At 40.6% G+C, this 24,550-nt stretch carries 24 protein-coding genes and 2 tRNA genes; 11 read left to right on the forward strand and 15 right to left on the reverse strand.

Annotation, left to right across the window (positions count from 1 at the left end; all coding sequences use genetic code 11):
* Nucleotides 1-722 precede the first annotated feature (722 nt).
* From BS636_RS00640 to BS636_RS00655, 4 genes are all read left to right on the forward strand, one after another.
* Entirely contained in the window at nucleotides 723-2,555 is a 1,833-nt protein-coding gene (locus tag BS636_RS00640) for a phosphoenolpyruvate carboxykinase (GTP) (protein WP_099337057.1), read from the forward strand.
* Nucleotides 2,556-2,654: 99 nt separating this feature from the next.
* Nucleotides 2,655-3,017, forward strand: coding sequence for a hypothetical protein (locus BS636_RS00645; RefSeq protein WP_099337058.1), 363 nt, complete (start codon nucleotides 2,655-2,657; stop codon nucleotides 3,015-3,017).
* A 351-nt stretch (nucleotides 3,018-3,368) separates the two neighbouring features.
* Nucleotides 3,369-4,688, forward strand: coding sequence for an MFS transporter (locus BS636_RS00650; RefSeq protein WP_099337059.1), 1,320 nt, complete (start codon nucleotides 3,369-3,371; stop codon nucleotides 4,686-4,688).
* Between the two features lie 134 nt (nucleotides 4,689-4,822).
* Nucleotides 4,823-5,245 (forward strand): hypothetical protein, encoded by a 423-nt coding sequence (locus BS636_RS00655; RefSeq protein WP_171266041.1) that lies wholly within the window; start codon nucleotides 4,823-4,825, stop codon nucleotides 5,243-5,245.
* Between the two features lie 47 nt (nucleotides 5,246-5,292).
* Here the strand turns inward: BS636_RS00655 and BS636_RS00660 are convergent, their stop codons facing one another.
* Entirely contained in the window at nucleotides 5,293-5,961 is a 669-nt protein-coding gene (locus tag BS636_RS00660) for a class I SAM-dependent methyltransferase (protein ID WP_099337061.1), read from the reverse strand.
* Nucleotides 5,962-6,102: 141 nt separating this feature from the next.
* The gene (gene folD, locus BS636_RS00665; protein WP_099337062.1) at nucleotides 6,103-6,951 is read right to left on the reverse strand and encodes a bifunctional methylenetetrahydrofolate dehydrogenase/methenyltetrahydrofolate cyclohydrolase FolD; all 849 of its coding nucleotides are present in this window, start codon (nucleotides 6,949-6,951) and stop codon (nucleotides 6,103-6,105) included.
* A gap of 153 nt (nucleotides 6,952-7,104) precedes the next feature.
* On the opposite strand from folD, the gene BS636_RS00670 reads away from it, so the two are divergent.
* A tRNA-Cys gene (locus tag BS636_RS00670) sits at nucleotides 7,105-7,178 on the forward strand.
* Between the two features lie 11 nt (nucleotides 7,179-7,189).
* Nucleotides 7,190-7,275: transfer RNA gene (locus BS636_RS00675), tRNA-Leu, on the forward strand.
* A 134-nt stretch (nucleotides 7,276-7,409) separates the two neighbouring features.
* Here BS636_RS00675 and BS636_RS00680 read toward each other — a convergent pair.
* Nucleotides 7,410-7,595: a hypothetical protein gene (locus BS636_RS00680; RefSeq protein ID WP_099337063.1), complete on the reverse strand. Its 186-nt coding sequence runs from the start codon at nucleotides 7,593-7,595 to the stop codon at nucleotides 7,410-7,412.
* Nucleotides 7,596-7,958: 363 nt separating this feature from the next.
* Nucleotides 7,959-8,951, reverse strand: a complete 993-nt coding sequence (locus BS636_RS00685; protein ID WP_099337064.1) for an NAD(P)H-quinone oxidoreductase — start codon at nucleotides 8,949-8,951, stop codon at nucleotides 7,959-7,961.
* A 130-nt stretch (nucleotides 8,952-9,081) separates the two neighbouring features.
* Here BS636_RS00685 and BS636_RS00690 point away from each other — a divergent pair, with 130 nt between their 5' ends.
* On the forward strand, nucleotides 9,082-9,522 hold the full coding sequence (locus tag BS636_RS00690; RefSeq protein ID WP_099337065.1) for an N-acetyltransferase: 441 nt from the start codon (nucleotides 9,082-9,084) through the stop codon (nucleotides 9,520-9,522).
* A 23-nt stretch (nucleotides 9,523-9,545) separates the two neighbouring features.
* On the forward strand, nucleotides 9,546-9,890 hold the full coding sequence (locus BS636_RS00695) for a thioredoxin family protein (RefSeq protein WP_099337066.1): 345 nt from the start codon (nucleotides 9,546-9,548) through the stop codon (nucleotides 9,888-9,890).
* A gap of 17 nt (nucleotides 9,891-9,907) precedes the next feature.
* Here the strand turns inward: BS636_RS00695 and BS636_RS00700 are convergent, their stop codons facing one another.
* The 7 genes from BS636_RS00700 to cysD form a co-directional block, all read right to left on the reverse strand.
* Nucleotides 9,908-10,168 carry a DUF2798 domain-containing protein gene (locus tag BS636_RS00700; RefSeq protein WP_099337067.1) on the reverse strand — a complete coding sequence of 87 codons (261 nt, stop codon included), beginning with the start codon at nucleotides 10,166-10,168 and terminating at the stop codon, nucleotides 9,908-9,910.
* Nucleotides 10,169-10,240: 72 nt separating this feature from the next.
* Nucleotides 10,241-10,756 carry a PadR family transcriptional regulator gene (locus BS636_RS00705; RefSeq protein ID WP_099337068.1) on the reverse strand — a complete coding sequence of 172 codons (516 nt, stop codon included), beginning with the start codon at nucleotides 10,754-10,756 and terminating at the stop codon, nucleotides 10,241-10,243.
* Between the two features lie 80 nt (nucleotides 10,757-10,836).
* Complete coding sequence (locus tag BS636_RS00710; protein ID WP_099337069.1) at nucleotides 10,837-11,388, reverse strand: hypothetical protein; 552 nt, start codon at nucleotides 11,386-11,388, stop codon at nucleotides 10,837-10,839.
* Between the two features lie 3 nt (nucleotides 11,389-11,391).
* Nucleotides 11,392-11,730: an STAS-like domain-containing protein gene (locus BS636_RS00715; RefSeq protein WP_099337070.1), complete on the reverse strand. Its 339-nt coding sequence runs from the start codon at nucleotides 11,728-11,730 to the stop codon at nucleotides 11,392-11,394.
* 12 nt (nucleotides 11,731-11,742) lie between these two features.
* Nucleotides 11,743-12,867, reverse strand: a complete 1,125-nt coding sequence (locus BS636_RS00720; protein ID WP_099337071.1) for a hypothetical protein — start codon at nucleotides 12,865-12,867, stop codon at nucleotides 11,743-11,745.
* 82 nt (nucleotides 12,868-12,949) lie between these two features.
* Entirely contained in the window at nucleotides 12,950-14,563 is a 1,614-nt protein-coding gene (gene cysN / locus BS636_RS00725) for a sulfate adenylyltransferase subunit CysN (RefSeq protein ID WP_099337072.1), read from the reverse strand.
* A gap of 164 nt (nucleotides 14,564-14,727) precedes the next feature.
* The gene (gene cysD, locus BS636_RS00730; RefSeq protein WP_099337073.1) at nucleotides 14,728-15,642 is read right to left on the reverse strand and encodes a sulfate adenylyltransferase subunit CysD; all 915 of its coding nucleotides are present in this window, start codon (nucleotides 15,640-15,642) and stop codon (nucleotides 14,728-14,730) included.
* Nucleotides 15,643-15,963: 321 nt separating this feature from the next.
* Here cysD and BS636_RS00735 point away from each other — a divergent pair, with 321 nt between their 5' ends.
* The 3 genes from BS636_RS00735 to BS636_RS00745 all read left to right on the forward strand — a co-directional run bounded on the left by BS636_RS00735 (nucleotide 15,964) and on the right by BS636_RS00745 (nucleotide 19,512).
* Nucleotides 15,964-16,506 (forward strand): hypothetical protein, encoded by a 543-nt coding sequence (locus tag BS636_RS00735; RefSeq protein WP_099339561.1) that lies wholly within the window; start codon nucleotides 15,964-15,966, stop codon nucleotides 16,504-16,506.
* Between the two features lie 580 nt (nucleotides 16,507-17,086).
* Entirely contained in the window at nucleotides 17,087-17,722 is a 636-nt protein-coding gene (locus BS636_RS00740) for a YqiJ family protein (RefSeq protein ID WP_099337074.1), read from the forward strand.
* Nucleotides 17,723-17,805: 83 nt separating this feature from the next.
* A complete protein-coding gene (locus BS636_RS00745) occupies nucleotides 17,806-19,512 on the forward strand; it encodes a flotillin family protein (RefSeq protein WP_099337075.1) in 1,707 nt (568 codons plus the stop codon).
* Between the two features lie 67 nt (nucleotides 19,513-19,579).
* Here the strand turns inward: BS636_RS00745 and sucD are convergent, their stop codons facing one another.
* The 4 genes from sucD to odhB all read right to left on the reverse strand — a co-directional run bounded on the left by sucD (nucleotide 19,580) and on the right by odhB (nucleotide 24,543).
* The gene (gene sucD / locus BS636_RS00750; RefSeq protein WP_099337076.1) at nucleotides 19,580-20,470 is read right to left on the reverse strand and encodes a succinate--CoA ligase subunit alpha; all 891 of its coding nucleotides are present in this window, start codon (nucleotides 20,468-20,470) and stop codon (nucleotides 19,580-19,582) included.
* Nucleotides 20,471-20,483: 13 nt separating this feature from the next.
* A complete protein-coding gene (sucC, locus tag BS636_RS00755; protein WP_099337077.1) occupies nucleotides 20,484-21,650 on the reverse strand; it encodes an ADP-forming succinate--CoA ligase subunit beta in 1,167 nt (388 codons plus the stop codon).
* Between the two features lie 184 nt (nucleotides 21,651-21,834).
* Nucleotides 21,835-23,268: a dihydrolipoyl dehydrogenase gene (gene lpdA, locus BS636_RS00760; RefSeq protein WP_099337078.1), complete on the reverse strand. Its 1,434-nt coding sequence runs from the start codon at nucleotides 23,266-23,268 to the stop codon at nucleotides 21,835-21,837.
* A gap of 60 nt (nucleotides 23,269-23,328) precedes the next feature.
* On the reverse strand, nucleotides 23,329-24,543 hold the full coding sequence (gene odhB / locus BS636_RS00765; RefSeq protein ID WP_099337079.1) for a 2-oxoglutarate dehydrogenase complex dihydrolipoyllysine-residue succinyltransferase: 1,215 nt from the start codon (nucleotides 24,541-24,543) through the stop codon (nucleotides 23,329-23,331).
* Between the last annotated feature and the right edge of the window lie 7 nt (nucleotides 24,544-24,550).

Here is a 24,550-nt window from a genome sequence, read left to right on the forward strand (position 1 = left end):
TACTTTTAGCAGCAATACTGTTCTTAATTTTTTCTAAGCCTGTTAAAAGTAAAAGGTAAATTCAATATATTTAACTTACTAATAGTAATAGACTAACTAAATATCAATATCCATCTTGAAATAGCTTTTCTGGAGTTCTTAAAAAAGCAGAGATGATTAATCCGGCTCTGCATCAATACATTTTTAACAACCTTAATAAACTTGCTGTCAGAGTTCAGTTAATATCCAGGTTAAAATGACTACAACGATCTATAGCCACAACCTTCTATATGATAGAAATTAGATATATATCGTTTATAATGGGTCGAAAAATATTCAGTACTGATTATTTTTCTAACAAACTGTCTAAACGATAAACAGATGTCATCAGTACTATGTGAAATTCGAATTACCATCATTTATTAAATCAATGAACAGAGGCTTTTCCAGAAAATTACTAAATGAATGTTTTTTATAGTTATATCTATTTAAAATATTAATCATAACTCAAATAAATACAAACTTATTTACTATAAATATTTATTATATTATTGTTTTTTAAAAACTTAATTAAAATATTGCATTATGTGACAATTTAAATCTAACCCTGCTTTGGTCTTATTTTTTTTGTCATTTTATGCTTTAATACAGCCACTTTTTTTCATATTTCATCTGGGTGATGTTTTCATCACTCAGACTATACTTTGTACATAGTTTTGTACACTTTTGAGATAGGCCTCACCATGACCCAAGTGAACGCACCAGAATTCGTTCGTCACCCTAAGCTTATTGCTTGGGTGGAAGAGATTGCTAAATTAACAAAACCAGCAAAAATTGAATGGTGTGACGGTAGCGCAGAAGAGTATCAACGTTATATCGACTTGATGATCGCTAACGGCACAATGCAAGCGCTTAACCAAGAAAAACATCCTGGTTCTTATCTTGCAAATTCTGATCCTTCTGACGTTGCTCGTGTTGAAGGTCGTACTTTTATCTGTTCAGAAAACAAAGAAGACGCTGGCGCAACTAACAACTGGGAAGCTCCAGCTGAAATGCGTGCTCGCCTTAACGGTTTATTTGATGGTTCAATGAAAGGCCGTACTTTGTACGTTGTTCCTTTCTCTATGGGTCCTTTAGGTTCTCATATTGCACACATTGGTATCGAACTAACTGATTCTCCTTACGTTGCTGTAAGCATGTCTAAAATGGCACGTATGGGTAAAGCGGTTTATGACGTTCTAGGTACTGATGGCGAATTCGTTCCATGTGTACACACTGTGGGCGCTCCGCTAGAAGAAGGTCAAAAAGACGTTGCTTGGCCTTGCAACCCTGAAAAATACATCGTTCATTACCCAGAAACTCGTGAAATCTGGTCTTACGGTTCTGGTTACGGCGGTAACGCACTGTTAGGTAAAAAATGCCTGGCTTTACGTATTGCATCTTACATGGGTCGTCAACAAGGCTGGTTAGCTGAACATATGCTAATCCTTGGCGTGACGAATCCTCAAGGCGAAAAACACTACATCGCAGCGGCATTCCCTTCTGCTTGTGGTAAAACAAACTTCGCGATGCTAATTCCACCAGCTGGTTATGAAGGCTGGAAAATTGAAACTGTAGGTGACGATATTGCCTGGATCAAACCAGGTGAAGATGGTCGCTTATACGCAATCAACCCTGAAGCTGGTTTCTTCGGTGTAGCGCCTGGTACAAATACCAAGACGAATCCGAACTGTATGGCGACTCTTCACAAAGACGTGATCTATACCAACGTTGCTGTGACTGACAATGGCGAAGTTTGGTGGGAAGGTCTTACTAAAGAAGCGCCTGCTAACCTGACTAACTGGAAAGGTCAACCTCACACTGGCGAAGAAAAAGCTGCGCATCCAAATGCTCGCTTCACTGTTGGTGCTGGTCAATGCCCTTCTATCGATGCTGACTGGGAAAATCCAGCAGGTGTTCCAATTTCTGCGTTCATCTTCGGTGGTCGTCGTGCAGACACAGTGCCTCTAATTTCAGAAGCATTTGACTGGGTTGACGGTGTTTATAAAGCTGCAACTATGGGCTCTGAAACAACTGCTGCTGCTGTAGGTCAACAAGGTGTTGTACGTCGCGACCCATTTGCGATGCTTCCATTTGCTGGTTACAACATGGCTGACTACTTCTCTCATTGGTTAGAAATGGGCGAAAAAGTTGGCGCTAAAGCTGCTGCTGCTGGCAACAAGCTTCCTGGTATCTACAACGTGAACTGGTTCCGTCGTGATGCTGAAGGCAACTTCGTATGGCCTGGTTTCGGTCAAAACATGCGTGTTCTTGAGTGGATCATTGACCGTTGTGAAGGTCGTGCTGATGCTGTTGAAACTCCAATTGGTCGTGTTCCAACTTATGAACAGTTGAACTGGACTGGTTCTGACTTCACTAAAGAACAGTTTGACCTTGTAACTTCTCAAGACAAAGATCAATGGATCAAAGAACTTGAAAGCCACACTGAATTGTTCAACAAACTTGGTGATCGTCTGCCAGAAGCGTTGAAAAAACGTCAAGCTGAACTGATTGAAGCTGTTAAAAAATCTGCTTAATTCAATAAATTAAGTTCTAAAAAAGGTCACTACGGTGGCCTTTTTTACGTTAATATAGGCGCGCAAATAATTCCATAACAATTAAAAAAGGAAAATTTCATGTTAAAAAAATTAATATTTACCACTTGTCTGCTTAGTTTATCCAGTTTAGCGATGGCTCAAGAATCTACCAACCCATCTACTCTTCACATCTGCGCTATTAAAGGCACGCCTGATTCCAGCCAATTTGAAGTGAAAAAACGTATTAAAGTTGCTAAAGGTACTTATGGCAGCGTGGAAGAGTTATATTCACGTTTTGCAGAACGTGCACATCAGGTCGGTGGTAATGTAGTGATTAATTACAATGCCAGCCAAAGATTTGGTTTCTGGCCATGGCGAATGGTTCGTCCTGTTATTACAGGAACAGCAGTTAAATTTAATACCCCAGTTGATTGCAAACAGTTAAATGGCATTATGATTTAGTCAATCTAAAGGTCGCGTAAGCGGCCTTTTTAATTACCTTAAACTTTTCGTTTTATCTTACCCATAGTTTATTAATCGTTATTAAATATATAAATAAGCCACATTAATGCACATAAAATAACCAAACAGATACCATTTAAAATCAAGTATATACTCTAAAATAAATTCAAATCACTGTTTTCAAAAAATAAAATTATTAAGACATATTTCCTACTACTAAAGTCCTATAAAAGCACCAAAAGCACAGGTGTATAACACCCATACATTCTCTCCTTTTTCCTTGGCGAAACAGGTTTTAAATCAATTTATTACTTAAAACCTGGGTCCCGACATTTTGTTCGGAGCACACTTGTGACTCAGCCTTCCACTCAAGCTGCTGCACCGCAGCTTGACCGTAAAACACGTGTCAAATCTATTCTCGGTGGTTCTGCAGGGAACCTGGTCGAATGGTACGACTGGTATGTCTATGCAGCCTTTACTTTATATTTTGCTTCGCAATTCTTCCCTGAAGGCGATGACACGGTAAAACTGCTCCAGGCTGCTGCTGTATTTGCACTCGGTTTCTTAATGCGTCCGATTGGCGCATGGATTATGGGCATCTATGCAGACCGTAAAGGCCGTAAAGCCGGTCTTACCCTCTCTGTATCCCTGATGTGTGTTGGCTCGCTGATTATTGCCTGCGCTCCAACCTATGAATCTGTTGGTATGGTGGCTCCTGCACTGCTTTTATTTGCACGTTTGCTGCAAGGTCTGAGTGTCGGTGGTGAATATGGCTCGAGTGCAACTTATCTGACTGAAATGGCAGGTAAAAACAATCGTGGTTTTTTCTCCAGCTTCCAGTATGTAACACTGATTTCAGGTCAGTTATTAGCACTATGTGTCCTGATCGTTTTACAGCGCACACTGGATGAAACCCAATTGACTGAATGGGGCTGGCGTATTCCGTTTGCCATTGGTGCCTTGCTTGCGATTGTGGTGTTCTGGATTCGTCGTGGCCTGGTAGAAACTCAATCTTCTAAACAGGCAGTTGAACAGGCGAAAAAAGGAGGTCCAAAATCAAGTGCATTGGCTTTATTCACTAAATACCCTAAACAAGCATTTACTGTCATTATGTTAACTGCCGGTGGTACTTTAGCCTTTAATACCTTTACTACGTATTTGCAAAAATACCTGGTCAATACCTCAGGTTTTGAAAAAACCACTGCGACTGAAATCACAACCCTTGCGATCTTCGTGTTTATGTTATTACAGCCAGTTGTAGGTGCACTTTCTGACAAGATCGGCCGTAAGCCGATCATGATTGCCTTTGGTGTGTTAGGTGTTCTATTTACTATTCCAATCTTCAATGGCTTAGGTTCAACGACCAACCCAACAACCGCATTTATGCTGTGCATGAGCGGCATGGTGATTGTGACAGGTTATACTGCGATTAACGCTGTCGTAAAAGCTGAACTATTCCCTGCACATATCCGTGCCTTAGGTGTTGCCCTGCCTTATGCGATTGCGAACACCCTGTTTGGTGGTACTGCAGAACTTGTTGCATTAAGCTTTAAAAATGCCGGTCATGAAAATTACTTCTTCTACTACATTACTTTCATGATTGCTTTGTCATTACTGACTTACATCTTTATGAAAGACACTAAAAAGCACAGTATGATTACTGACAACTAATTCATGCTTTAGCTTTTAAAGCTTTCTGAGTGGAAACATTCAGAAAGCTTTTTTATTGGTTTTTTAGGTTTGCTGCCATTTTGTCTTTCTAGGGCTATGGCATACTTCATATATAAAAATTGGAAATTATCATGATGAAAAAAACAGTCATTCTATTAGCTCTAGGTTTTAGTACTTTGGTACTTACAGCTTGCCAAAGCACACCTCAACCTTATAACGGTCAAGCTGGTTACGAAGTCATTGAACAAGGCGCGAATACAGCAACCCTGCGCTATACACTTTCTGGTCGTACTAGTCAGGATGAAGGGAAATTGCAGGCGGCTTGCAGACAAGTGCTTGGTACTTCTAAAAACTGGAACGTAAGCGTGCTCAGCAGCAATGAGATTAGTAATACTGCATTACCCGATGAACAGTATGGTCGTCAGCTTGGTAATAGCCGTACTCAAATCAGCTTAAGCCATACGCCGGATCTATACAATACTGAGAATCCAGGTGCGCGTGATGCACTGAATGCCCGCCCAAGCACACTGCGTGTCATTCAATTTGCCTGTTCTTAATCTCAAGTAAATAAAAAAGGGTGTTAAGCCCTTTTTTATTTGCCTATTTAAAGTGTTTTATAGAAGCTGACATTACGAAATTCTGGAGATTCATCCAGATCTGGCCAAGTCGTTGCGCTACGTTCATCCAGTTTTTCATACTTAGGATGACTAAAGTTTTTCACACGGCTATCTGCCACCCAGACTTCTGGGGCAAATTTTAGAAACTCATCTAAAAAGAAACGGTTGCACTGGTCATAAAGCACATCTGCAGCCAGCAGAATGTCCACCTGCTCTGCTTTATATAGATCATCTAGATATTCCAGCTCTACGTTATTTAACTCTGCATTGGCTCTACAAGCATCTAGACTGACCTGATCGATATCACAGCAGATCACCCGCTTTGCACCTGCCATTTTCGCTGCAATTGCCACTACACCTGATCCTGCTCCAAAATCCAGTACCACCTTATCTTTAACATGATGTGGTTCAGTCAACAACCATTGCGCCATCGCTAATCCCGAAGCCCAGCAAAAGATCCAGTACGGCGTATCATTCCAGATGCGACGAATCACTTCATCATCGAGTTTATCCGTTGGAAATACGGGTGGGATGAGCCAAAGTGAAATTGGTGTTTCTGGCAATTGCTGTGCCATCAATTCACAATTGGGAATGACATCATGCAAAGCTTGAAGTAGATGCTTAGGGGCTTTAGAAAATTGGAAAGTACAGCTCATTGGACTTCTTTTAATTAATATTTATATCTTGAAAGAATCTCCCCTAACCCCTCTTTAATAAAGAGGGGAACTTACTTCTAAACAAAAATGTCTTACGCGTAAATTCCCTCCTTTGAAAAAGGAGGGTTAGGGAGGATTTAATTAACCTAACGCTTTCTCAGCAGCTTCTACAGTTTGACGAATTAGCGTAGTAATTGTCATTGGGCCAACACCACCTGGAACTGGCGTATAAGCAGAAGCAATTTCTTCGATGCCTGCTAATTGGATATCACCTACACCGCCACCATCACGTGGGTGGAAACCAGCATCAACGACCACAGCGCCTGGTTTAATCCAGTCTTTTTGAATCAGTTCAGCTTTACCCACCGCACCAACAATAATGTCAGCTTGTTTTACAAATTCTGGAAGGTTCTGAGTACGTGAATGGCAAATCGTTACTGTAGCATTCGCTTCAAGTAGCATTGCAGCCATTGGTTTACCCAGAATCGCAGAACGACCAACAACCACTGCGTGTTTACCCGCGATTTCGATGTTGTTTTCTTTCAGGATGGTCATGATGCCTGCAGGCGTTGCAGAGCCATACGCTGCTTCACCCATTGCCATACGACCGTAGCCAAGACAAGTTACACCATCAACGTCTTTTTCAAGCGAGATTGCATCGAAACAAGCACGTTCATCAATTTGTGCAGGAACCGGATGTTGTAACAGAATACCGTGAACATCTGGATTAGCATTCAATTTTTCAATTTCAGCCAATAGCTGTTCAGTTGTAGTTTCCTTAGGAAGTTCAACTTTTAATGAATCCATACCGACACGGCGGCAAGCATTTCCTTTCATACGAACATAAGTTGCAGATGCGCCATCGTCACCTACCAAAATAGTCGCAAGAATTGGAGTACGACCTGATTTTGCTTTCAGCGCTTCTACGCGAGTTAACAAGTCAGCTTCAATTTGCTTCGCCAATGCACGACCGTCTAGAACTAATGCCACGGCACTTCTCCCAAGTGTTGATATGAATCAATTTTGCACATTCTACATGATAATTCTGAATATTTTCCGCCATATGCTGCTTTTATGCGCATATAAATGAATACACTATTGTTTTTTTTTGAGAGCTTGATAATATACGCATCAACAAGACGCGGCGGGGTGGCAGAGTGGTCATGCAGCGGACTGCAACTCCGTGGACGCCGGTTCGATTCCGACCTCCGCCTCCAATCTTGTTAAAGCCCGAGTGGTGAAATCGGTAGACACAGGGGATTTAAAATCCCCCGCCCACAAAGCGTGCCAGTTCGAGTCTGGCCTCGGGCACCATTCTTCTACTACTGAAAATGGTGTAAATAAAGAACCCAGCGAAAGCTGGTTTTTTTATACCTGAAATTTAGTTAAAGATATTCCTCACTGATATTTCTATCAGTCTCCTACCCTTCAATCTTTCTTAAAATGAATTAGCGACGGCGTTTACGCTTTCCGCCTTTAGCCAAGCGATTCAAATAATTTTCCAGATTTAACAATGCCAGATAAAACACTTTGGCTTCTTTCGATGTCATACGATTAAATAGACGTGCATGAATGACCTGTGCTAACGCTCGGCTTTGATGGATACGTTTAAATGGTCCTTTTGCAATCAACATGGCTTTTCTCCCTTGGATCAAGCAAAATGATACTGACAGCTGGATAAGCAGTTTTAATAAAGCATTGCAAAAACCCGACCAGTTTTTTACTTAAAATTCAAAAATGACATTATCATTTGACTAAAATAGGAAAATACCCTTAATAAATTTTATATAAATATTTGTTATTTAATAAATTTTATTTAAATAACAATTCAAAATATCTTTCACATAAATGAGCATGTTTTTTAATACTAAATATTTCAACAACAGCTAGCGCTTAATGCATTGCCATAAACTGACAAACTGTGTCATTTTTTGCACAAAAAAAAAGGGACAAAATATTTAAATTTCATCCCTTTAAATATTTTAGTAATAGAGAAACTAGATCACTTCTACCACAATTTTCCCTACATGATCACCCGTATCTATTGCGGTATGCGCATCCTGAATCTGATCAAACTTGAAGGTCTTATAAATCATTGGCAAACATTGACCTTGTTCCAGTAATGGCCATACAGTTTCCTGCAAGCCTTTGGCAATTTCAGCTTTCTCAGCAGTATTACGTGCACGCATGGTTGAACCAGTAATGGTCAAGCGTTTCATCATGATCTGCCCTAGCTTTACATCTTTGGCTTTAGCGCCTCCTAAGAATGCGATATAAACCAGACGACCATCACGACGCAGTAGGTTCAGGTTTCGCTCCAGATATGGAGCACCAACGATATCCAGAATCACATCAACACCGCCATTATCGGTAGCCTCATTAATAACCTGTTCAAAATCCTGAGTCTTGTAATTAATCGCAGTGGTCAGATGCGAAATTGCTTGAACTTTCTCATCAGAACCCACGGTTGCAAATGTTTTCATTCCCAATGCATTACACAGCATCAATGCAGTGGTTCCGATCCCACTGGTACCGCCATGAATCAGCACCGTTTCCCCTGCTTTAGCCTTACCCATCTGGAACACATTTGCCCATACGGTAAAGAAGGTTTCAGGAATCGCAGCAGCTTGAACAAAGTTCACGCCTTCAGGAATGTTTAAAGTCTGGCTTTCAGGCACAACACAGTATTCTGCATAGCCCCCACCATTGGTTAGACCACAAACTTTATCACCCACTTTAAACTGGCTTACTTCACTCCCGACTGCCACCACTTCACCGGCAACTTCCAGACCTGGTACTGTCGTTACACCTTTTGGCATTGGGTATAAACCTTGGCGCTGCAAAATATCCGGACGGTTAATCCCGAAAGCATGAACCTTAACCAGAACTTCATCTGCTTTTGCTTCTGGAATGGCAACTGTTTCATATGCCAGTTTTTCTACGCCACCCGGTTCTGTAATAATGACTTGTTGCATGGTTTGCTGCGACATGGATTCTTTCCCTAATCTTTACGTTTCATCTGTTTTGGTCTTATTTGAACACAGAAAGACACTGGATTGAAGAACTATGGACTTATGTATAATCAGCTAAGTATTTAGTAAATTGATAGTAAGTCGCCTCATGACAATAATTCAAAAAGCCGAAATGGACGATATCAACTCTATGCTGGAAATCTGGCTCAAGGCTTCTCTAAAAGCACATGATTTTATTCCGGCTGATTATTGGAAAAATCAGCTCATCCCGATGCGTGATATATATCTTCCTTTAGCTGAAAATTATGTCATTAAGGAACAAAATACAGTTCGAGGTTTTGCTTCTCTATTAAGAAAAAAGAATGTTTTAGCTGCCTTGTTTATTGCTCCTGAACAGCAAGGTATTGGTTATGGGCAACGTTTAGTGGATTTCCTTAAACAGCAATGCGATCAATTACATTTAAATGTCTATGATGCAAATACTTCAGCAGTCAGTTTTTACCAGAAGCAGGGTTTTAAGATTATCAATCAGGGAGTTGATGAGAATACTGGCCACGCAGAACTCAGTATGAGCTGGTTCAAGCCTTAATCCAATAAATATGAGTTAATTCCATGTCAGCAGTTACTACCTATAACGAAGATAATTACCGCGAGTTTGAATGGTTTGAAGGCTTTGCTGTGATCCGTTTTTATGCTGACTGGTGCAAGCCCTGTATGCAGAATTTTCCAATCTTTGCTGAATTGGCAGCACAGTATACCGAGCACAAACCGGAGATCAAATTCGGCAAGGTCAATGTCGATCAGTCTCCGATTTTAACCCTACGCTATAATGTCTATGGCTTACCCTCTACCCTGATCTTTAAAAATGGGCAGATTATTCATCGTATTGCCGGTGTCAAAAGCTTGGGCGAGATGAAAGCTATTCTGTCTCAAGTATTGGATAACTTCTCAGACTAATCCACTCCAACCAATCCCTATTTGGCAGATTGATCTGGCATTTCTACAAACTTCATCAAGAAGTTACGTACCAACGGCAATACCACCAGAATTAATGGAAATGCCATCAACCATGACATGCTCCAGGCATGCAGCCATAAGGAAATAAACTGGTCGCTCCAGCCTTTATTAATAAACATGTTAAAGCAGGAAATCGCGCCACTCATAATGCCTGACAGTATTAGCGGCATGAGCCAAGACAAATGTTTAGGGTGAAATTTTGGGAGATTGTTACTCATAGAGTACCTTATTACTTACTTCTCTTCTTTAAGTTGATTTTGTGCTTTCATGGTTTACTTCCTATCACACTTTTATAAATCGACGATCTTAGCTGCAGCCTGTTCAATCTGATCGGCGATATCCTTGATCTGTTCAGCATTAATATCTGTTTGCAGTTTTAACCGTAAAGAAGCTTTTAGGTTCTCCATGGCTTGATTGATGTTGCTATAGCGTTCATCAGTCTGAATACGTCGACGGGTTTCAAAGCGACTCAGGATTAGCTCAATAGCCTCTTTTTGAGCAGCAAGATGTTTAATGCCTTGAGAGGAAATGCTGTAGCGTTTGCGCTCATCTGCGGTGATTTCTGCGCTGATGAACTGCTGTTCTTCCAGATAATTAATCGTTGGGCAAATCGTACCTGTACTCGGTTTATAGTTGCCACCTACGAGCGCTGCCACGTCTTTGATAATGTCATAGCTATATTTAGGTTTTTGCGCCACAAAATGCAGTACCAATAGCTTCATCTGCCCTGCTTCAAAGAGGCGTTTTCGGGGCTTAGGAGAGTTTTCTCGTTCTTCTGAAATAACAGAATGAGGAGTTTTAGACATAGTAAGATATATCTTAAATTTAATTAAGATACATCTTAGACAACTTCGTATTTAAGTCAAAGAATTTTTAATAAAAAATTTTAAGGTAAAAACTTTTCAATTTCTAAATATAAATTCATATAATATTTTGAAATGTCACTATATTTTGAGTGATCTAATTTATACACTTCTCTTCTCTTACTTGCAAAGTCACCTCCTGTAATTACTCTTTTAAAATCAATATAAGCTTTAGTTAATACAGGAGTTAGAGAGGAAACAGATTCCGGACAAAATGCTCTATTAATTAAATGATTAAGCTGTTTAAATTTAATAGGAATAACATGATCATATTCTAAAACAAAAGGATCTGATCCAGAATGTTTATAGTATTCTTTAGATAAAAGATGTAAATCATCAATTTTTTCTAAAATTTGGAATAATCTTCTCTCAAATAAATCTTTAGCTTTAAGCTCCTTAACTTCTTGCCGATTATCTCTAATTTTTGATCTTTCAAGATTAGCAATAACATACCAGCCAATAATAGTTATTAAGGAGGGTACTAAAGGTAAAATAAAATCTTTGATAAAGTTTACAGAAGAAACGTTATCATTACTAACCACTGGATAAGTCAGAAAAAATAATTCTTGTGCCATTCTCTAACACTTATTTCTTTTTAGCTCTTCATCTACATATTGATTTATTTCAGAAATAAGAAAAGGATCATTTGAAGATCTAATCTCAATTTTTGAAGTAAATTCATCTTTTGACATATTGGTTTTTCTTACCAGCCCACCAAATGCTTCTTCCAAAAATGATGATCCATAACCTAATACTCCACTAAAATCGAGAATTATTTTTTTATACTTAGAAATATTGGGCAATAACCATAAATTTAAAAAATTTTCACCACTATATTTACCATCAGAACTATAACGACCGGATGGACTATCGGAAAAATTTTCAGCCACATCAATTAACATATAATCTTCCATCATTGTTCCTCCTGCTTAATTCGGAGAAATTTCAGAGACATTGCTATTATTTAACCTTACTTGCCATGTAATTAAAGTACCATTTAATGATGTATCAAAAGGTATCAAAACATCTTTGACTCTGCCTGATTGTTTCTTAATGTAACCACCATTATTACTTAATATGGCTACACTTACCTCTGAACCAGGAATTTTCTCTAGCTCATTAATAATTTGACTTAGACCCTTCCCTCTATTTGGAAGCTTGGTTCGAGTTTCTCCAATTTCAATAGCAGCTTTGATCAGCGCACTATCCTCATTATATTGTTTTCTAAGCTCTTGAACATAGGTTACTAATCTATTTAACCAATCTTTTTTGACATCTTGGTTTACAGTCTTGATAGATCTAGGAATACCGATACCAAGATCACATATACATACTGTCAAAACCCCATCTACTTCTTTACTAAATAGCCACCATTTTTTTAAGGATTGAATTTTCTTGTCGAGAAATCTTTCTGCTTGATACGCATGATGATAGCTATTCACCATTGCTTCCGTAATTACTTTATATAAGCCTCTTGTGTAGGAGATAGAGTCCCCAAAAAGCGAACCAACATCTTTGACAATTCCTTTAGCAGACTCTGTTACCTCAGCATTATCCCCTGATGCATACTCCCAACATTTCACTGAAGCCGCGAATTTATTTTTATCAAATTTTTTATTAATTTTTAGTAATTTCAAGATTCCAGTCTGACATAACACCTGATTTACGATGTCTTTTTTTGAAAAAATCAACTTAATTTTATTTGCTGTTAAAGATATCAATGTATCTAATTCAGCTAAAAAGTATAAAGTAGCCTCTGCTTGCATTTCATTAGTCTTAGTAAAGTCTATCTCTATCAAAACTTTATTTTTAAGACATTTACTACGTAAATCCTCAATAAATTTTAAAAATTTATTTCTATATTCTCTATTTGATAAGTTAAAAACTTGAGGTGCGAACAGTGTATAAACTTCTAATAAATTATAAAATTTTAATAACCGTTGTCGCTCTATCTTTATTTGTATTTGCTTATATTTTAATTTTCTTAATCGTTTTAAACGTAACTCTGCCGTCCGAATTTGTCTTTTCTTATGTATAGCATTTAACTTTTTCATAAATTTTCTTAATATTTTTAACCATCTATCTATATCATAAAAAACCCGCCTTTCAGCGGGTTTTCTTCAAATCAGCTCAGTCTTATAGACGAACCAATTCCACAATTTTCTCAGCAAGTTCTTCAACTGCATCGGCTGTGTAAGTCACATCTGTACCTTCTGCAAGGTCAGTAATCACCACCACACCAGTTTCACGAACAAGTGCAACCTGTTCAGCAGTCAGATCCGCTTTCGCAATCGCAACCACACCTTGTTGGATCAACAGGCTTTCAAGTGCTTGAGCATTTTCCAATGCTTTCGCAGTTACTGTTACCGCAGCAGGTTTTTGACCTAAACGTGCAGCACGTGTTTCAGCAGTTACAGGCTCGTTGTGTGCAGTCCATTCCACTGCAGCTTCAACCATACCCGCACCCACAGTCACGTTGTTTAGACGGTCAATGAAGATGAATGAACCTGTGTATCGGCTGTCTTGATAACGGTCGAATACCACTGGCGCATCAAATTCAATCGTTACGTCAGCAATCGCATTCAGATCCAATTGCTCAACCTGCATTTTTTCCAATGTATTTACATTGGTACGGTAGTTAATTTTCGCAACTTTCGCAGGAATAGTTTGAGTACCAAACTTCACGTTATAAAGTTTACCAACTACGAGCGGCTGATCATTCATCCATACTACAGATGCACGAGCAGAACGTGAAATCAGCGGTTGTTCGCCAGCTTTCACCAACACGTTACCACGTGAAATATCAATTTCATCATTTAGCGTTAAAGTAACAGCTTGACCTGCAACAGCGTGATCCAGATTACCGTCAAAAGTTACGATTTCTTTCACTGTTGATTTCTTGCCAGATGGCAGTGCAACAATTTCATCGCCAACTTTCACTTCGCCCAATGCGATGGTACCGCAGAAACCACGGAAGTCGAGGTTAGGACGGTTTACATACTGAACTGGGAAACGGAATCCATCTTTGCTGGTATTACGCGTAATTTCAACGGTTTCCAAAGTCTCCATTAAGGTCTGACCTTGGTACCACGGCGTATTTGGTGATTTGTTTACAACATTATCACCGTTCAATGCAGAAATTGGCGTGAATACAATATTTTCAGGTTTACGATCGCCCAACTGGTTTACGAACTCGTTGTACTCAGCCTGAATTTCATTGAAGCGTGCTTCAGAGAATTCAACCAGGTCCATTTTGTTCACTGCAACCACGATATTACGAATACCTAACAGGCTTGCAATAAATGAGTGACGACGTGTTTGAGTCTGAACACCATAACGCGCATCGATCAGGATAATCGCAAGGTCGGCAGTAGACGCACCAGTAGCCATATTACGGGTGTACTGTTCGTGTCCCGGAGTATCCGCGATGATGAACTTACGTTTTTCAGTAGAGAAATAACGGTATGCCACGTCAATGGTAATGCCCTGCTCACGTTCAGCTTGCAGACCATCAACAAGAAGTGCCAAGTCAGGTGCATCGCCAGTAGTACCGACTTTTTTAGAGTCACGAGTAACGGCTTGCAGCTGATCTTCATAAATCAGTTTTGAATCGTAAAGCAGACGGCCGATCAGGGTTGATTTACCATCATCCACGTTACCGCAAGTCAGGAAACGCAATAAGTCTTTATTTTCGTGCTGTTTCAAATAAGCCAAAATGTCTTGGCTAATAAGTTCTGATTGGTGAGACATCGCTCATAGCTCCACAAATACGTTGAAATCGTTTCTAATCTTCAAATCCACCTAAATCCTCCTTTGCTAAAGGAGGACTTTCCTCCGTTTCCTTTCAGGAGTTCCCCCCTCTTTTTCAAAGAGGTGAGCAGCACTGCTGCGCAAGGGGAGATTTCTCAAGATTCTTAGAAGTAACCTTCCTGCTTTTTCTTTTCCATCGAACCTGCTTCGTCATGGTCGATCATACGGCCCTGACGTTCAGATGTGGTTGCTAAAAGCATTTCCTGGATAATTTCCGGTAAAGTTGTTGCAGTTGATTCAACCGCACCCGTTAATGGGTAACAACCTAAAGTACGGAAACGAACCGATTTCATTTGTGGTACTTCGCCTGGATTCAGGCGCATACGCTCATCATCAACCATGATCAGCGTACCATTACGCTCAACGACTGGACGTTCAGCAGCTAAGTACAATGGAACAAGTTTGATATTTTCTAGGTAGATATATTGCCAGATGTCTAGCTCAGTCCAGTTAGACAATGGGAATACACGAATACTTTCGCCTTTGTTCACTTTACCATTGTAAAGGTTCCAAAGTTCTGGACGCTGGTTTTTAGGATCCCAACGGTGTTTAGAATCACGGAATGAATAAACACGTTCTTTGGCACGTGATTTTTCTTCGTCACGACGTGCACCACCGAAAGCAGCATCAAACTGATATTTATCCAGAGCCTGTTTCAGACCTTGGGTTTTCATAATGTCAGTATATTTAGAGCTACCATAGTCGAATGGGTTTACGCCCGCATCACGACCTTCTTTGTTCTGATGCACGATCAGATCAAAGCCATGTTCTTTGGCCATGTTGTCACGGAACGTGATCATGTCTTTGAATTTCCATCCAGTATCTACATGAAGTAGCGGGAATGGAAGTTTTGCAGGATAGAACGCTTTCAGTGCTAAATGCAGCATGACTGCTGAATCTTTACCGATTGAATAAAGCATAACCGGATTTTCAAACTCGGCAGCAACTTCGCGAATGATGTGAATACTCTCAGCTTCAAGCTGTTTAAGATGAGTAAGTCTTTCCTCATTTAATGACATGGACAACCTGCGTATTACACGTGTACTTATTACACTTTATAGAATTTATATTCATTATAGTGATTAAGTATTCATAACGTTTTCTTGTTTTGTGCTATCCATATATCAAAACATCATATAAAAATTCACTGATATCCATTATTAGTTTTATTCAATCAGATGATTTTTAACGCTTTGAGTTTTCGCATTTTCGTCTATTCAGCCTACTAAACCTACTATTTTTTAGCAATAACTTCATAGATAAATCATCTAAAGTATCTGTTCCAAACTTGAGCAAAACCACCTAGAGTAATCTTAGTACCTATGGATCTAAATTTAGCCATGCCATTTACTCAATATACTTTAGAAACTTTAAAAGCACGTCTTGAACAGGCCAAGCTTGCTGGCGATATTTATCAGCATCAACAACATATGCTGGTCTTACAAGGTCCCTTTGCGGATGATGGCAATGCTTTAAATATCTATGTACAGCATGAACTGACCGCAGACCAGATTGGTTTACAGTTCGGGGTGCGCCTGCAAGACAATAAAGCGGAATACGTCATTGGTCTAACGCATAGTAACCAGAACTCTAACTATGAAATCGGTGCAGGTAATCTTAAAGGCGACCAAAGAGCCTTTAACCTTTTATATGCCTTCTATAATTACCCAAAAGCCTTTTATCTGATTGCCCTGCCCTTGGCTGCGAATAGTCAGGCACTTGAACAGGCACTTGAAGAACAACTATTTAGCAAACCCGAACTGGATTTCTTGAATACAGCCGTGAAAACCAATCCGATGGGTGAGCAGGTGCAATGGATGAAAGCTTATATTCTTCAGCAAGCATTAGATATGAAGGTACGCATTCAGACATCGTTGCTGTAATTTTACTTAGGCTAATTGCATTGAGTGTACTGTCTGTATAGATGCTATATGCTCAATTCAATTTAGCTTTCTTTAAGTAGTATTGAGGTGAATCACCTTTGTATAGAAACTGACTTTGGATCAGGATAAACGACCTTCACTATTTGAGCTTAGAAATAACATTGAGAAATCTTACTGGTAGATTTCCTTCCACTCTTTCCTTTATACCTTCTATCAGATACTAAAAAATGCCTTTTAAGATATCCTTAGATTAAATAAAGCTCTTATTTCTTACTGAAACTTGTATTTCATGCGAAGAGCACCTTCAATAAAAGTGTGACCGATTTAAATTTTTATCCATCTATTCACTAATTTACTAAAATATTGTTATAAGATTGAAACTCTTGTTTTCTAAAATAATAATTTGATAACTCATACAAGAATTCAATTTGATTTCCAAATCATTAAAATTATTCAAGCTTAATATCTTGTACTTTTGTCTGCATTTAGATTGCAAAATGTATAATCAATGTTATCTTTTTATAAGCAAGAATTATTCTTACTCATTTTGCAAAACATAATTATATAGAGACCCGAAGGAATGTGGGAGCTTTTTACCGAACCGTCAAACATTGTTTTCAGTATCAGTCTTAGCCTGATGCTGATGTTTGCTGCACTGGAATGCATCTTGTTATTCCTGGGTGGTGGTTCACAAAGTGTCTTTGATCAGCTTTTACCTGAAGACTCGCATCATATAGACCTTCATCCAGCAAATGACCACAATATCTTTAGCAAAGTATTTGACTGGCTGTATCTGGGTCAACTCCCCCTGTTTATCTGGCTGATCATTTTCCTGACCACCTATGGCTTAAGTGGCCTTCTGATTCAGGGCGTATTCGAACGTTTTACCGGGCATTTAATTAATGGCTGGATCATTTCCCCTGCTTGTATTTTCCTGTGCATGCCGCTGGTACGTTTCAATGCCAAAATTGCTGAAAAAATCCTACCAAAAGATGAAACTACTGCAATTCATATTGAAGAACTGATCGGCCGGACTGCGACGATTGTCCTCGGTGATGCCCGTGCGAACTCACCCGCCCAAGCTAAAGTACAAGATCAGCATGGTCATACTCATTATGTGCTGGTTGAACCAGCGAATGATGAAACCTTGAAACAGGGTCAGTCTGTGATTTTGACAGATAAAACCCGTAACGGCTTCCAAGCTATGAAAGTCTAATAATCATATTCTCTATCACTTTATACTTCTTACTTTATTCAAAATTATATTTTTAAATACGCTACAACAGAGAACAAATAACAATGTTGAATTTTGATTTCTATAATATTTTAGTCATTACCGGGGTTATTTTCGCTGGTCTGGTCACTTTGGGTCTGATCATCGCACGTCTTTACCGCCGTTCAAGCAAAGAAATTTCTTTTGTTCGTACCGGTTTTGGCGGAGAGAAAGTCATTCTGGGCGGTGGTGCACTGGTCCTTCCAGTATTGCATGAAATTATTCCCGTCAATATGAATACCCTGCGTCTGGAAGTTCGTCGTGCTGATGATCAGGCACTCATTACCCGTGACCGTATGCGTGTCGATGTCATGGCTGAGTTCTATGTCCGTGTAAAACCAACAGCCGATTCAATTGCCACCGCAGCACAAACGCTTGGTCAAAAGACTATGTCGCCAAATGAATTGAAAAATCTGGTTGAAGGTAAATTTGTCGATTCACTCCGTGCGGTTGCCGCTGAAATGGCCATGGAAGAGTTACATGAAAAACGGGTCGACTTCGTACAGAAAGTTCAGCAAGTGGTATCTGAAGATCTGCACAAAAATGGCCTGGAATTAGAAACTGTTTCTTTGACAGGCTTAGATCAAACTGGCTTTAAATACTTTAATCCACAAAATGCTTTCGATGCTGAAGGTCTAACTAAGCTGACTGAAACCATTGAAGATCGTCGTCGCAAACGTAACCATATTGAACAGGATACTGATCTAGCGATTAAAGCCAAGAATCTTGAAGCCGAGCAAGCACGTTTGCAAATCATCCGTGAAGAAGAATATGCCAAGCTGCAACAGGAACGCGAAATTTCGATTCGCCGTGCTGAACAACTAGCTGAAATTGCAGCGCAAGAAGCCGCAAAAAAACGTGAGGCTGAAGAAGCACGTATTGCTGCTGAACGTGAGGTTGAGTTAAAACGTATTTTGGCTGCACGTGATGTCGAAAATGAAAACATCCAGAAGGCCCAGATTATTCAGAAAGCTCAGGTTGAACAGAAGAAAACCATTGAACTGGCAGAACAGGATCGTGCGATTGCAATTGCCGAAAAATCCCGTGCCGAATCTGAAGCCAAAACACAAGCCGACCTAGCCCGTGCACAAGCGGTTAAGGCGGAGGAAGAAGTCATCACAGTGCGTCAAATTCAACAGGCAGAACGTCAAAAAGCAGTTGAACTGGTGGCGGCTAAAGAACATGCGGAAAAAGATGCAATCGCCATTACCGTTGCAGCGGAAGCAGGCAAACAGGCCGCAGCCGATGATGCCGAAGCAGTACGAATTGCAGCGGAGGCAGAAGCTGAAAAAGTCCGCTTAAAAGCTAAGGGTGAAGCAGATGCCAAAGTGTTACTTGCTCAAGCGATGGAGAAACAGTACCAGGTTGATGCAGAAGGTACACGTGCAGTCAATGAAGCCAACAACGTATTGTCTTCTGAACAGGTCGAAATGCAGATCCGTTTGGCAATGTTGAAATACCTGCCTGAGATTATCCGTGAAAGTGTCAAACCAATGGAAAATATTGATGACATCAAAATTCTGCAAGTGAATGGCCTACATGGTAGCCATGCTGGCTCTTGTCAGGCGGATGCACATCATGAAGGCAGCAATGTAGCTCTCTCTGACCAAGTGGTGAATAGTGCCCTACGCTACCGCAGTCAAGCACCACTGATTGACAGCCTAATGAGTGAATTAGGCATTCAGGGTGGAGATATTAATGGTTTGACACAAAGTTTAAAGCCTAAAGCTTAAGCTCTTAAATATAAGTCTGTCACCCAATAAAAAATCCCCGTGAAGGGGATTTTTTATTGTGAAAGGTCTAAATTAAACCTTTATCCTTGAGCAACTGATACATGGTCAAACCAAGTTCAGCCGGACTACGAGTATATGCCATACCTGCCTTTTCAAAAGCTGCAAACTTCTCTTCAGCAGTACCTTTACCGCCAGAAATAATCGCACCCGCATGGCCCATACGTTTGCCTTTAGGCGCAGTCACACCTGCAATATAACCCACCACAGGTTTAGACACATTCGACTGGATGTATTCTGCTGCTTCTTCTTCAGCTGTTCCACCAATCTCACCAATCATGATAATAGCTTCTGTTTCAGGATCTTCTTCAAACAGTTTCAGGCAGTCAATCTGGTTCATACCCGGAATTGGATCACCGCCAATACCGATACAAGTGGACTGGCCTAAACCTAGTTTGGTTGTTTGTGATACCGCCTCATAAGTCAAAGTCCCAGAACGTGAGATAATCCCAATCTTACCTTTCTTATGAATATGCCCTGGCATAATGCCGATCTTACATTCTTCAGGGGTAATAATACCTGGACAGTTTGGTCCAATCAGACGAGTACCCTGCCCATTGGTTTCCAGATAGCGTTTTGCTTTCAGCATATCCAGTGTTGGTACGCCTTCAGTAATCACCACAATCAGTTCAATACCCGAATCAATCGATTCAATGATTGAGTCCAGAACGAATGGCGCCGGTACATAAATTGAAGTTGCTGTCGCGCCAGTTTCACGTACCGCTTCTTTCATGGTATTGAACACAGGTAGATCAAGATGTTTTTGACCACCCTTGCCTGGCGTTACACCACCAACCACTTTGGTACCATACGCAATCGATTGCTCTGAATGGAATGTACCGTTCTTGCCAGTAAAACCTTGAACTAAAACTTTGGTGTCTTTATTTACTAATACGCTCATGATCGATACTCCCTTAGCCTTTTACCGCAGCAACAATTTTTTCTGCAGCATCGGCTAGGCCATTTGCAGAAATCAATTTCAAACCAGATTCATCCAGTAATTTGGCACCCAGCTCAGCATTGTTCCCCTCAAGGCGAACAACGACCGGCACAGTGACATTTACTTCTTGAACCGCTGCAATAATTGCTTCAGCGATCATGTCGCAACGTACAATTCCACCAAAAATATTAATCAAAACTCCTTGTACAGAAGAATCAGCAAGGATAATTTTAAATGCTTCAATCACACGCTCTTTAGTTGCACCACCCCCCACATCAAGAAAGTTGGCTGGCTGACCACCATAGAGCTTGATGATGTCCATGGTTGCCATCGCAAGACCAGCACCATTGACCATGCAGCCGATATTACCTTCCAAAGCCACATAGTTCAGGTCGAACTCAGAAGCTTTTAACTCACGCTCATTCTCTTGTGATTTATCGCGAAGTGCAGCCACTTCTGGAAGACGATATAGTGCATTCGAATCAATACCGACTTTGGCATCGACACACAGAATGTCACCATTCTCACGTACAGACAGTGGATTGATTTCAAACAAGGCAAAGTCATTTTCTACAAAGGCTTGATAAGCCGCAGTCATGACTTTAACGAATTGGTTGATTTGTCCATCTTTAAGATTTAAGGCAAATGCGACTTCACGTGCCTGAAATGGCAATAAACCGACTAGAGGATTAACTTCGACTTTAATAATTTTCTCAGGGGTCTCTTCCGCCACTTTTTCAATTTCCACACCGCCTTCAGTCGATGCCATAAAAGTAATGCGACGGCTTGAACGGTCAACCACTGCGCCTAAGTACAGTTCACGCTCTACCGGATAAACATCTTCAGAAACCAGGATGCTGTTGACTGGCTGACCATTAGCATCAGTTTGATAGGTCACTAAACGTGAACCAATAATTTGATTGGCATATTCAGCGGCTTCTTCGGCAGATTTAACTACCTTCACCCCACCTGCCTTACCACGCCCCCCGGCATGAACTTGTGCCTTTAATACGGCAAATTTTCCACCCAGCTGCTGAAAGGCCTGAACGGTTTCTTCAGCATTGGTTGCAAGAATACCTTCCTGCACTGGCATACCATATTTTTTTAATAACGCTTTTGCTTGATACTCATGTAAATTCATTGATTGACCTTTTACTACTTTTTCACTTTGTTATTACTGCGTCCAATATCCTGTGGCGCTGCAACATCGATATTGGAATTTATTAAAACGATGTTTTGATTCTTATCTTTATTTTTAGATGATTATTCAAACGAACACAACCACCAAATGTAAAAAGAGCGGCCGGAGCCGCTCTTTTTTTAGCTTACTTACGCTTGCGTTGAATCGCGTGAATCGCACGACCATCCACTGCAAGAGCAGCTTCATGTACCACTTCAGAGAACGTTGGGTGACCGAAAGTCATCAACTGTAGGTCTTCTACTGAAGATACAAATTCAAGAGCGATCATACCTTGGTGTACGATATCAGACGCAGCAGGTCCAATCACGTGCATACCAAGCAGACGATCTGTTTTCGCATCAGCAACAAACTTCACGAAACCAGCATTTTCGCCAGCAGCCATTGCACGACCGTTCGCAGCGAAACCAAATTGACCAGTTTTAACTTCGTGGCCTTTTTCTTTGGCTTGCTCTTCTGTTAAACCTACCCACGCCGCTTCTGGGTGTGTGTAAATTACAGAAATGATAGTGTCGTAGTTCACTTGAGCAGCATGACCGTGAATACGTTCAACTGCCATTACGCCTTCTTCCATTGCTTTATGCGCAAGCATTGGACCACGTACCAAGTCACCGATTGCGTATACACCTTCAACAGAAGTTGCACACCAGTCGTTTACTTCAACCAGACCACGTTCAGTCAATTTAATGCCTGAATCTTCAGCCAATAAGCCTTCAGCATAAGCACGACGACCTACACAAACGATCAACTTGTCGAAAGTTTGAGTTTTGTCTTCGCCACCTTGAGTGTACTGAACAGTAACTTCACGACCGTTCACTTCAGTACCAGATACTTTCGCACCAACGCGGATATCCAGACCTTGTTTAGTCAATACTTTTTGGTAGTCTTTCGCCAATGCTTTATCAGCCATTGGTAAGAATGCATCCATTGCTTCAAATACAACAACTTCAGCACCCAGACGACGCCATACTGAACCAAGCTCAAGACCGATTACGCCTGCACCGATCACACCAAGACGTTTAGGAACTTCTTGGAATTCAAGCGCGCCAGTAGAGTCAACAATGATGTCTTGATCTACAGGAGCTACAGGAATATTTACAGGTACAGAACCAGTCGCAAGAATGACGTATTTAGGTTCTAAAACTTGAGTTTCGCCTTCGTGTGAAACGAACTCAACTTTTTTACCAGCAAGTAATTTACCAGTACCTTTTAACCATTCAACGCCATTGCCTTTAAGCAGACCGTCGATACCCATGGTCAATTGGTTTACGATTTTGTCTTTACGTGCAAGTAATTTTGCAAGATCAAACTTCACTTCACCTGTCGTAATACCGTGATCATCTAAGTGATGAACAGTATCTTCATAACGGTGAGAAGAATCTAGAAGTGCTTTAGAAGGGATACAACCTACGTTTAGACAAGTACCGCCTAAAGAAGGTTTACCTTTATGAATACGTTTTTCGATACATGCAACTTTGAAACCAAGTTGCGCAGCACGAATTGCAGCTTCGTAGCCACCTGGGCCACCGCCAATTACAACTAAATCAAATTGTTGAGACATTATTCTCTCCAAAAATGGGCCTAGAGGATCACTCTAAGCCCATGGATTTATTCTTTAGAATTAAAGATCAAGGATCAGACGAGCTGGTTCTTCTAACAATTCTTTGATTGTTACAAGGAAGCCAACTGCTTCTTTACCATCGATTAGACGGTGGTCATAAGAAAGTGCTAGGTACATCATAGGCAAGATTTCAACTTGACCATTCACTGCCATAGGACGTTCTTGGATTTTGTGCATACCAAGAATTGCAGTTTGCGGAGTGTTCAAGATTGGAGTTGAAAGCAATGAACCGAAAGTACCGCCGTTAGTGATCGTGAACGTACCACCTGTCATATCTTCGATTGCAAGTTTACCTTCACGTGCCTTACCAGCGTATGCACGGATGCCATTTTCAACTTCAGCATAGTTCATGCGGTCTGTATCACGAAGAACAGGAACCACTAGACCACGGTCAGAAGAAACTGCTACACCGATGTCATAGTAACCATGGTAAACGATGTCGTCACCATCGATAGACGCATTCACTGCTGGGTAGCGTTTAAGTGCTTCAGTCGCAGCTTTAACGAAGAATGACATGAAGCCAAGACGCGCACCATGACGTTTTTCAAACGCATCTTTGTACTGGTTACGCATTTCCATGATTGGTTTCATGTTCACTTCGTTGAACGTAGTCAACATTGCTGTTTCTTGAGTCGCAGCAAGCAGACGTTCAGCAACACGTTTACGCAAACGAGTCATAGGAACGCGTTTTTCAATACGTTCACCCACTGCAACGCTTAACGGTGCAGCAGCAGGCGCTGCAGGTTTAGTTTGATGGTTCGCAACATCTTCTTTAGTGATGCGACCGCCACGACCTGTACCAGATACGTCAGACGCAGCAATACCAGATTCAGTTAAGGCTTTACGAACTGCAGGTGCTTGATCAGCAACTTGTGTGCGCTCAACAATCGGTGCATTGCCCGCTTGAGTTTGCGCAGCAGCTTGCTCTACTTTCTCTTCAGATTGAACTGCTTGAGTTTGTGTAGCGCCAGAAACAGCGCCCTCTTCGAATTGTGCAATCACTTCAGCAGAAAGCACTGTGTCGCCTTCATTTTTGATGATTGATGCAATTGTACCGTCAGCAGGAGCAACAACTTCTAAAACAACTTTATCAGTCTCAATATCACAGATCACTTCATCACGTGATACTGCTTCACCTGGTTGTTTGTGCCAAGTTGCGATCGTGCCGTCCGCAACTGACTCTGGAAATACCGGTGCTTTAATTTCGGTTGCCATTACTTAG

Origin of the sequence: Acinetobacter sp. LoGeW2-3 (assembly GCF_002688565.1) — a bacterium.
Lineage (GTDB): Bacteria > Pseudomonadota > Gammaproteobacteria > Pseudomonadales > Moraxellaceae > Acinetobacter.

Bases quoted from the DNA above. Each gene is read 5' to 3' on its own strand.
- BS636_RS00640 (WP_099337057.1), top strand. From the start codon at position 723: ATGACCCAAGTGAACGCACCAGAATTCGTTCGTCACCCTAAGCTTATT.
- BS636_RS00645 (WP_099337058.1), top strand. From the start codon at position 2,655: ATGTTAAAAAAATTAATATTTACCACTTGTCTGCTTAGTTTATCCAGT.
- BS636_RS00655 (WP_171266041.1), top strand. From the start codon at position 4,823: ATGAAAAAAACAGTCATTCTATTAGCTCTAGGTTTTAGTACTTTGGTA.
- BS636_RS00660 (WP_099337061.1), bottom strand. From the start codon at position 5,961: ATGAGCTGTACTTTCCAATTTTCTAAAGCCCCTAAGCATCTACTTCAA.
- BS636_RS00680 (WP_099337063.1), bottom strand. From the start codon at position 7,595: ATGTTGATTGCAAAAGGACCATTTAAACGTATCCATCAAAGCCGAGCG.
- BS636_RS00685 (WP_099337064.1), bottom strand. From the start codon at position 8,951: ATGTCGCAGCAAACCATGCAACAAGTCATTATTACAGAACCGGGTGGC.
- BS636_RS00690 (WP_099337065.1), top strand. From the start codon at position 9,082: ATGACAATAATTCAAAAAGCCGAAATGGACGATATCAACTCTATGCTG.
- BS636_RS00695 (WP_099337066.1), top strand. From the start codon at position 9,546: ATGTCAGCAGTTACTACCTATAACGAAGATAATTACCGCGAGTTTGAA.
- BS636_RS00700 (WP_099337067.1), bottom strand. From the start codon at position 10,168: ATGAGTAACAATCTCCCAAAATTTCACCCTAAACATTTGTCTTGGCTC.
- BS636_RS00705 (WP_099337068.1), bottom strand. From the start codon at position 10,756: ATGTCTAAAACTCCTCATTCTGTTATTTCAGAAGAACGAGAAAACTCT.
- BS636_RS00710 (WP_099337069.1), bottom strand. From the start codon at position 11,388: ATGGCACAAGAATTATTTTTTCTGACTTATCCAGTGGTTAGTAATGAT.
- BS636_RS00715 (WP_099337070.1), bottom strand. From the start codon at position 11,730: ATGATGGAAGATTATATGTTAATTGATGTGGCTGAAAATTTTTCCGAT.
- BS636_RS00720 (WP_099337071.1), bottom strand. From the start codon at position 12,867: ATGAAAAAGTTAAATGCTATACATAAGAAAAGACAAATTCGGACGGCA.
- cysN (WP_099337072.1), bottom strand. From the start codon at position 14,563: ATGTCTCACCAATCAGAACTTATTAGCCAAGACATTTTGGCTTATTTG.
- cysD (WP_099337073.1), bottom strand. From the start codon at position 15,642: ATGTCATTAAATGAGGAAAGACTTACTCATCTTAAACAGCTTGAAGCT.
- BS636_RS00735 (WP_099339561.1), top strand. From the start codon at position 15,964: ATGCCATTTACTCAATATACTTTAGAAACTTTAAAAGCACGTCTTGAA.
- BS636_RS00740 (WP_099337074.1), top strand. From the start codon at position 17,087: ATGTGGGAGCTTTTTACCGAACCGTCAAACATTGTTTTCAGTATCAGT.
- BS636_RS00745 (WP_099337075.1), top strand. From the start codon at position 17,806: ATGTTGAATTTTGATTTCTATAATATTTTAGTCATTACCGGGGTTATT.
- sucD (WP_099337076.1), bottom strand. From the start codon at position 20,470: ATGAGCGTATTAGTAAATAAAGACACCAAAGTTTTAGTTCAAGGTTTT.
- sucC (WP_099337077.1), bottom strand. From the start codon at position 21,650: ATGAATTTACATGAGTATCAAGCAAAAGCGTTATTAAAAAAATATGGT.
- lpdA (WP_099337078.1), bottom strand. From the start codon at position 23,268: ATGTCTCAACAATTTGATTTAGTTGTAATTGGCGGTGGCCCAGGTGGC.
- odhB (WP_099337079.1), bottom strand. From the start codon at position 24,543: ATGGCAACCGAAATTAAAGCACCGGTATTTCCAGAGTCAGTTGCGGAC.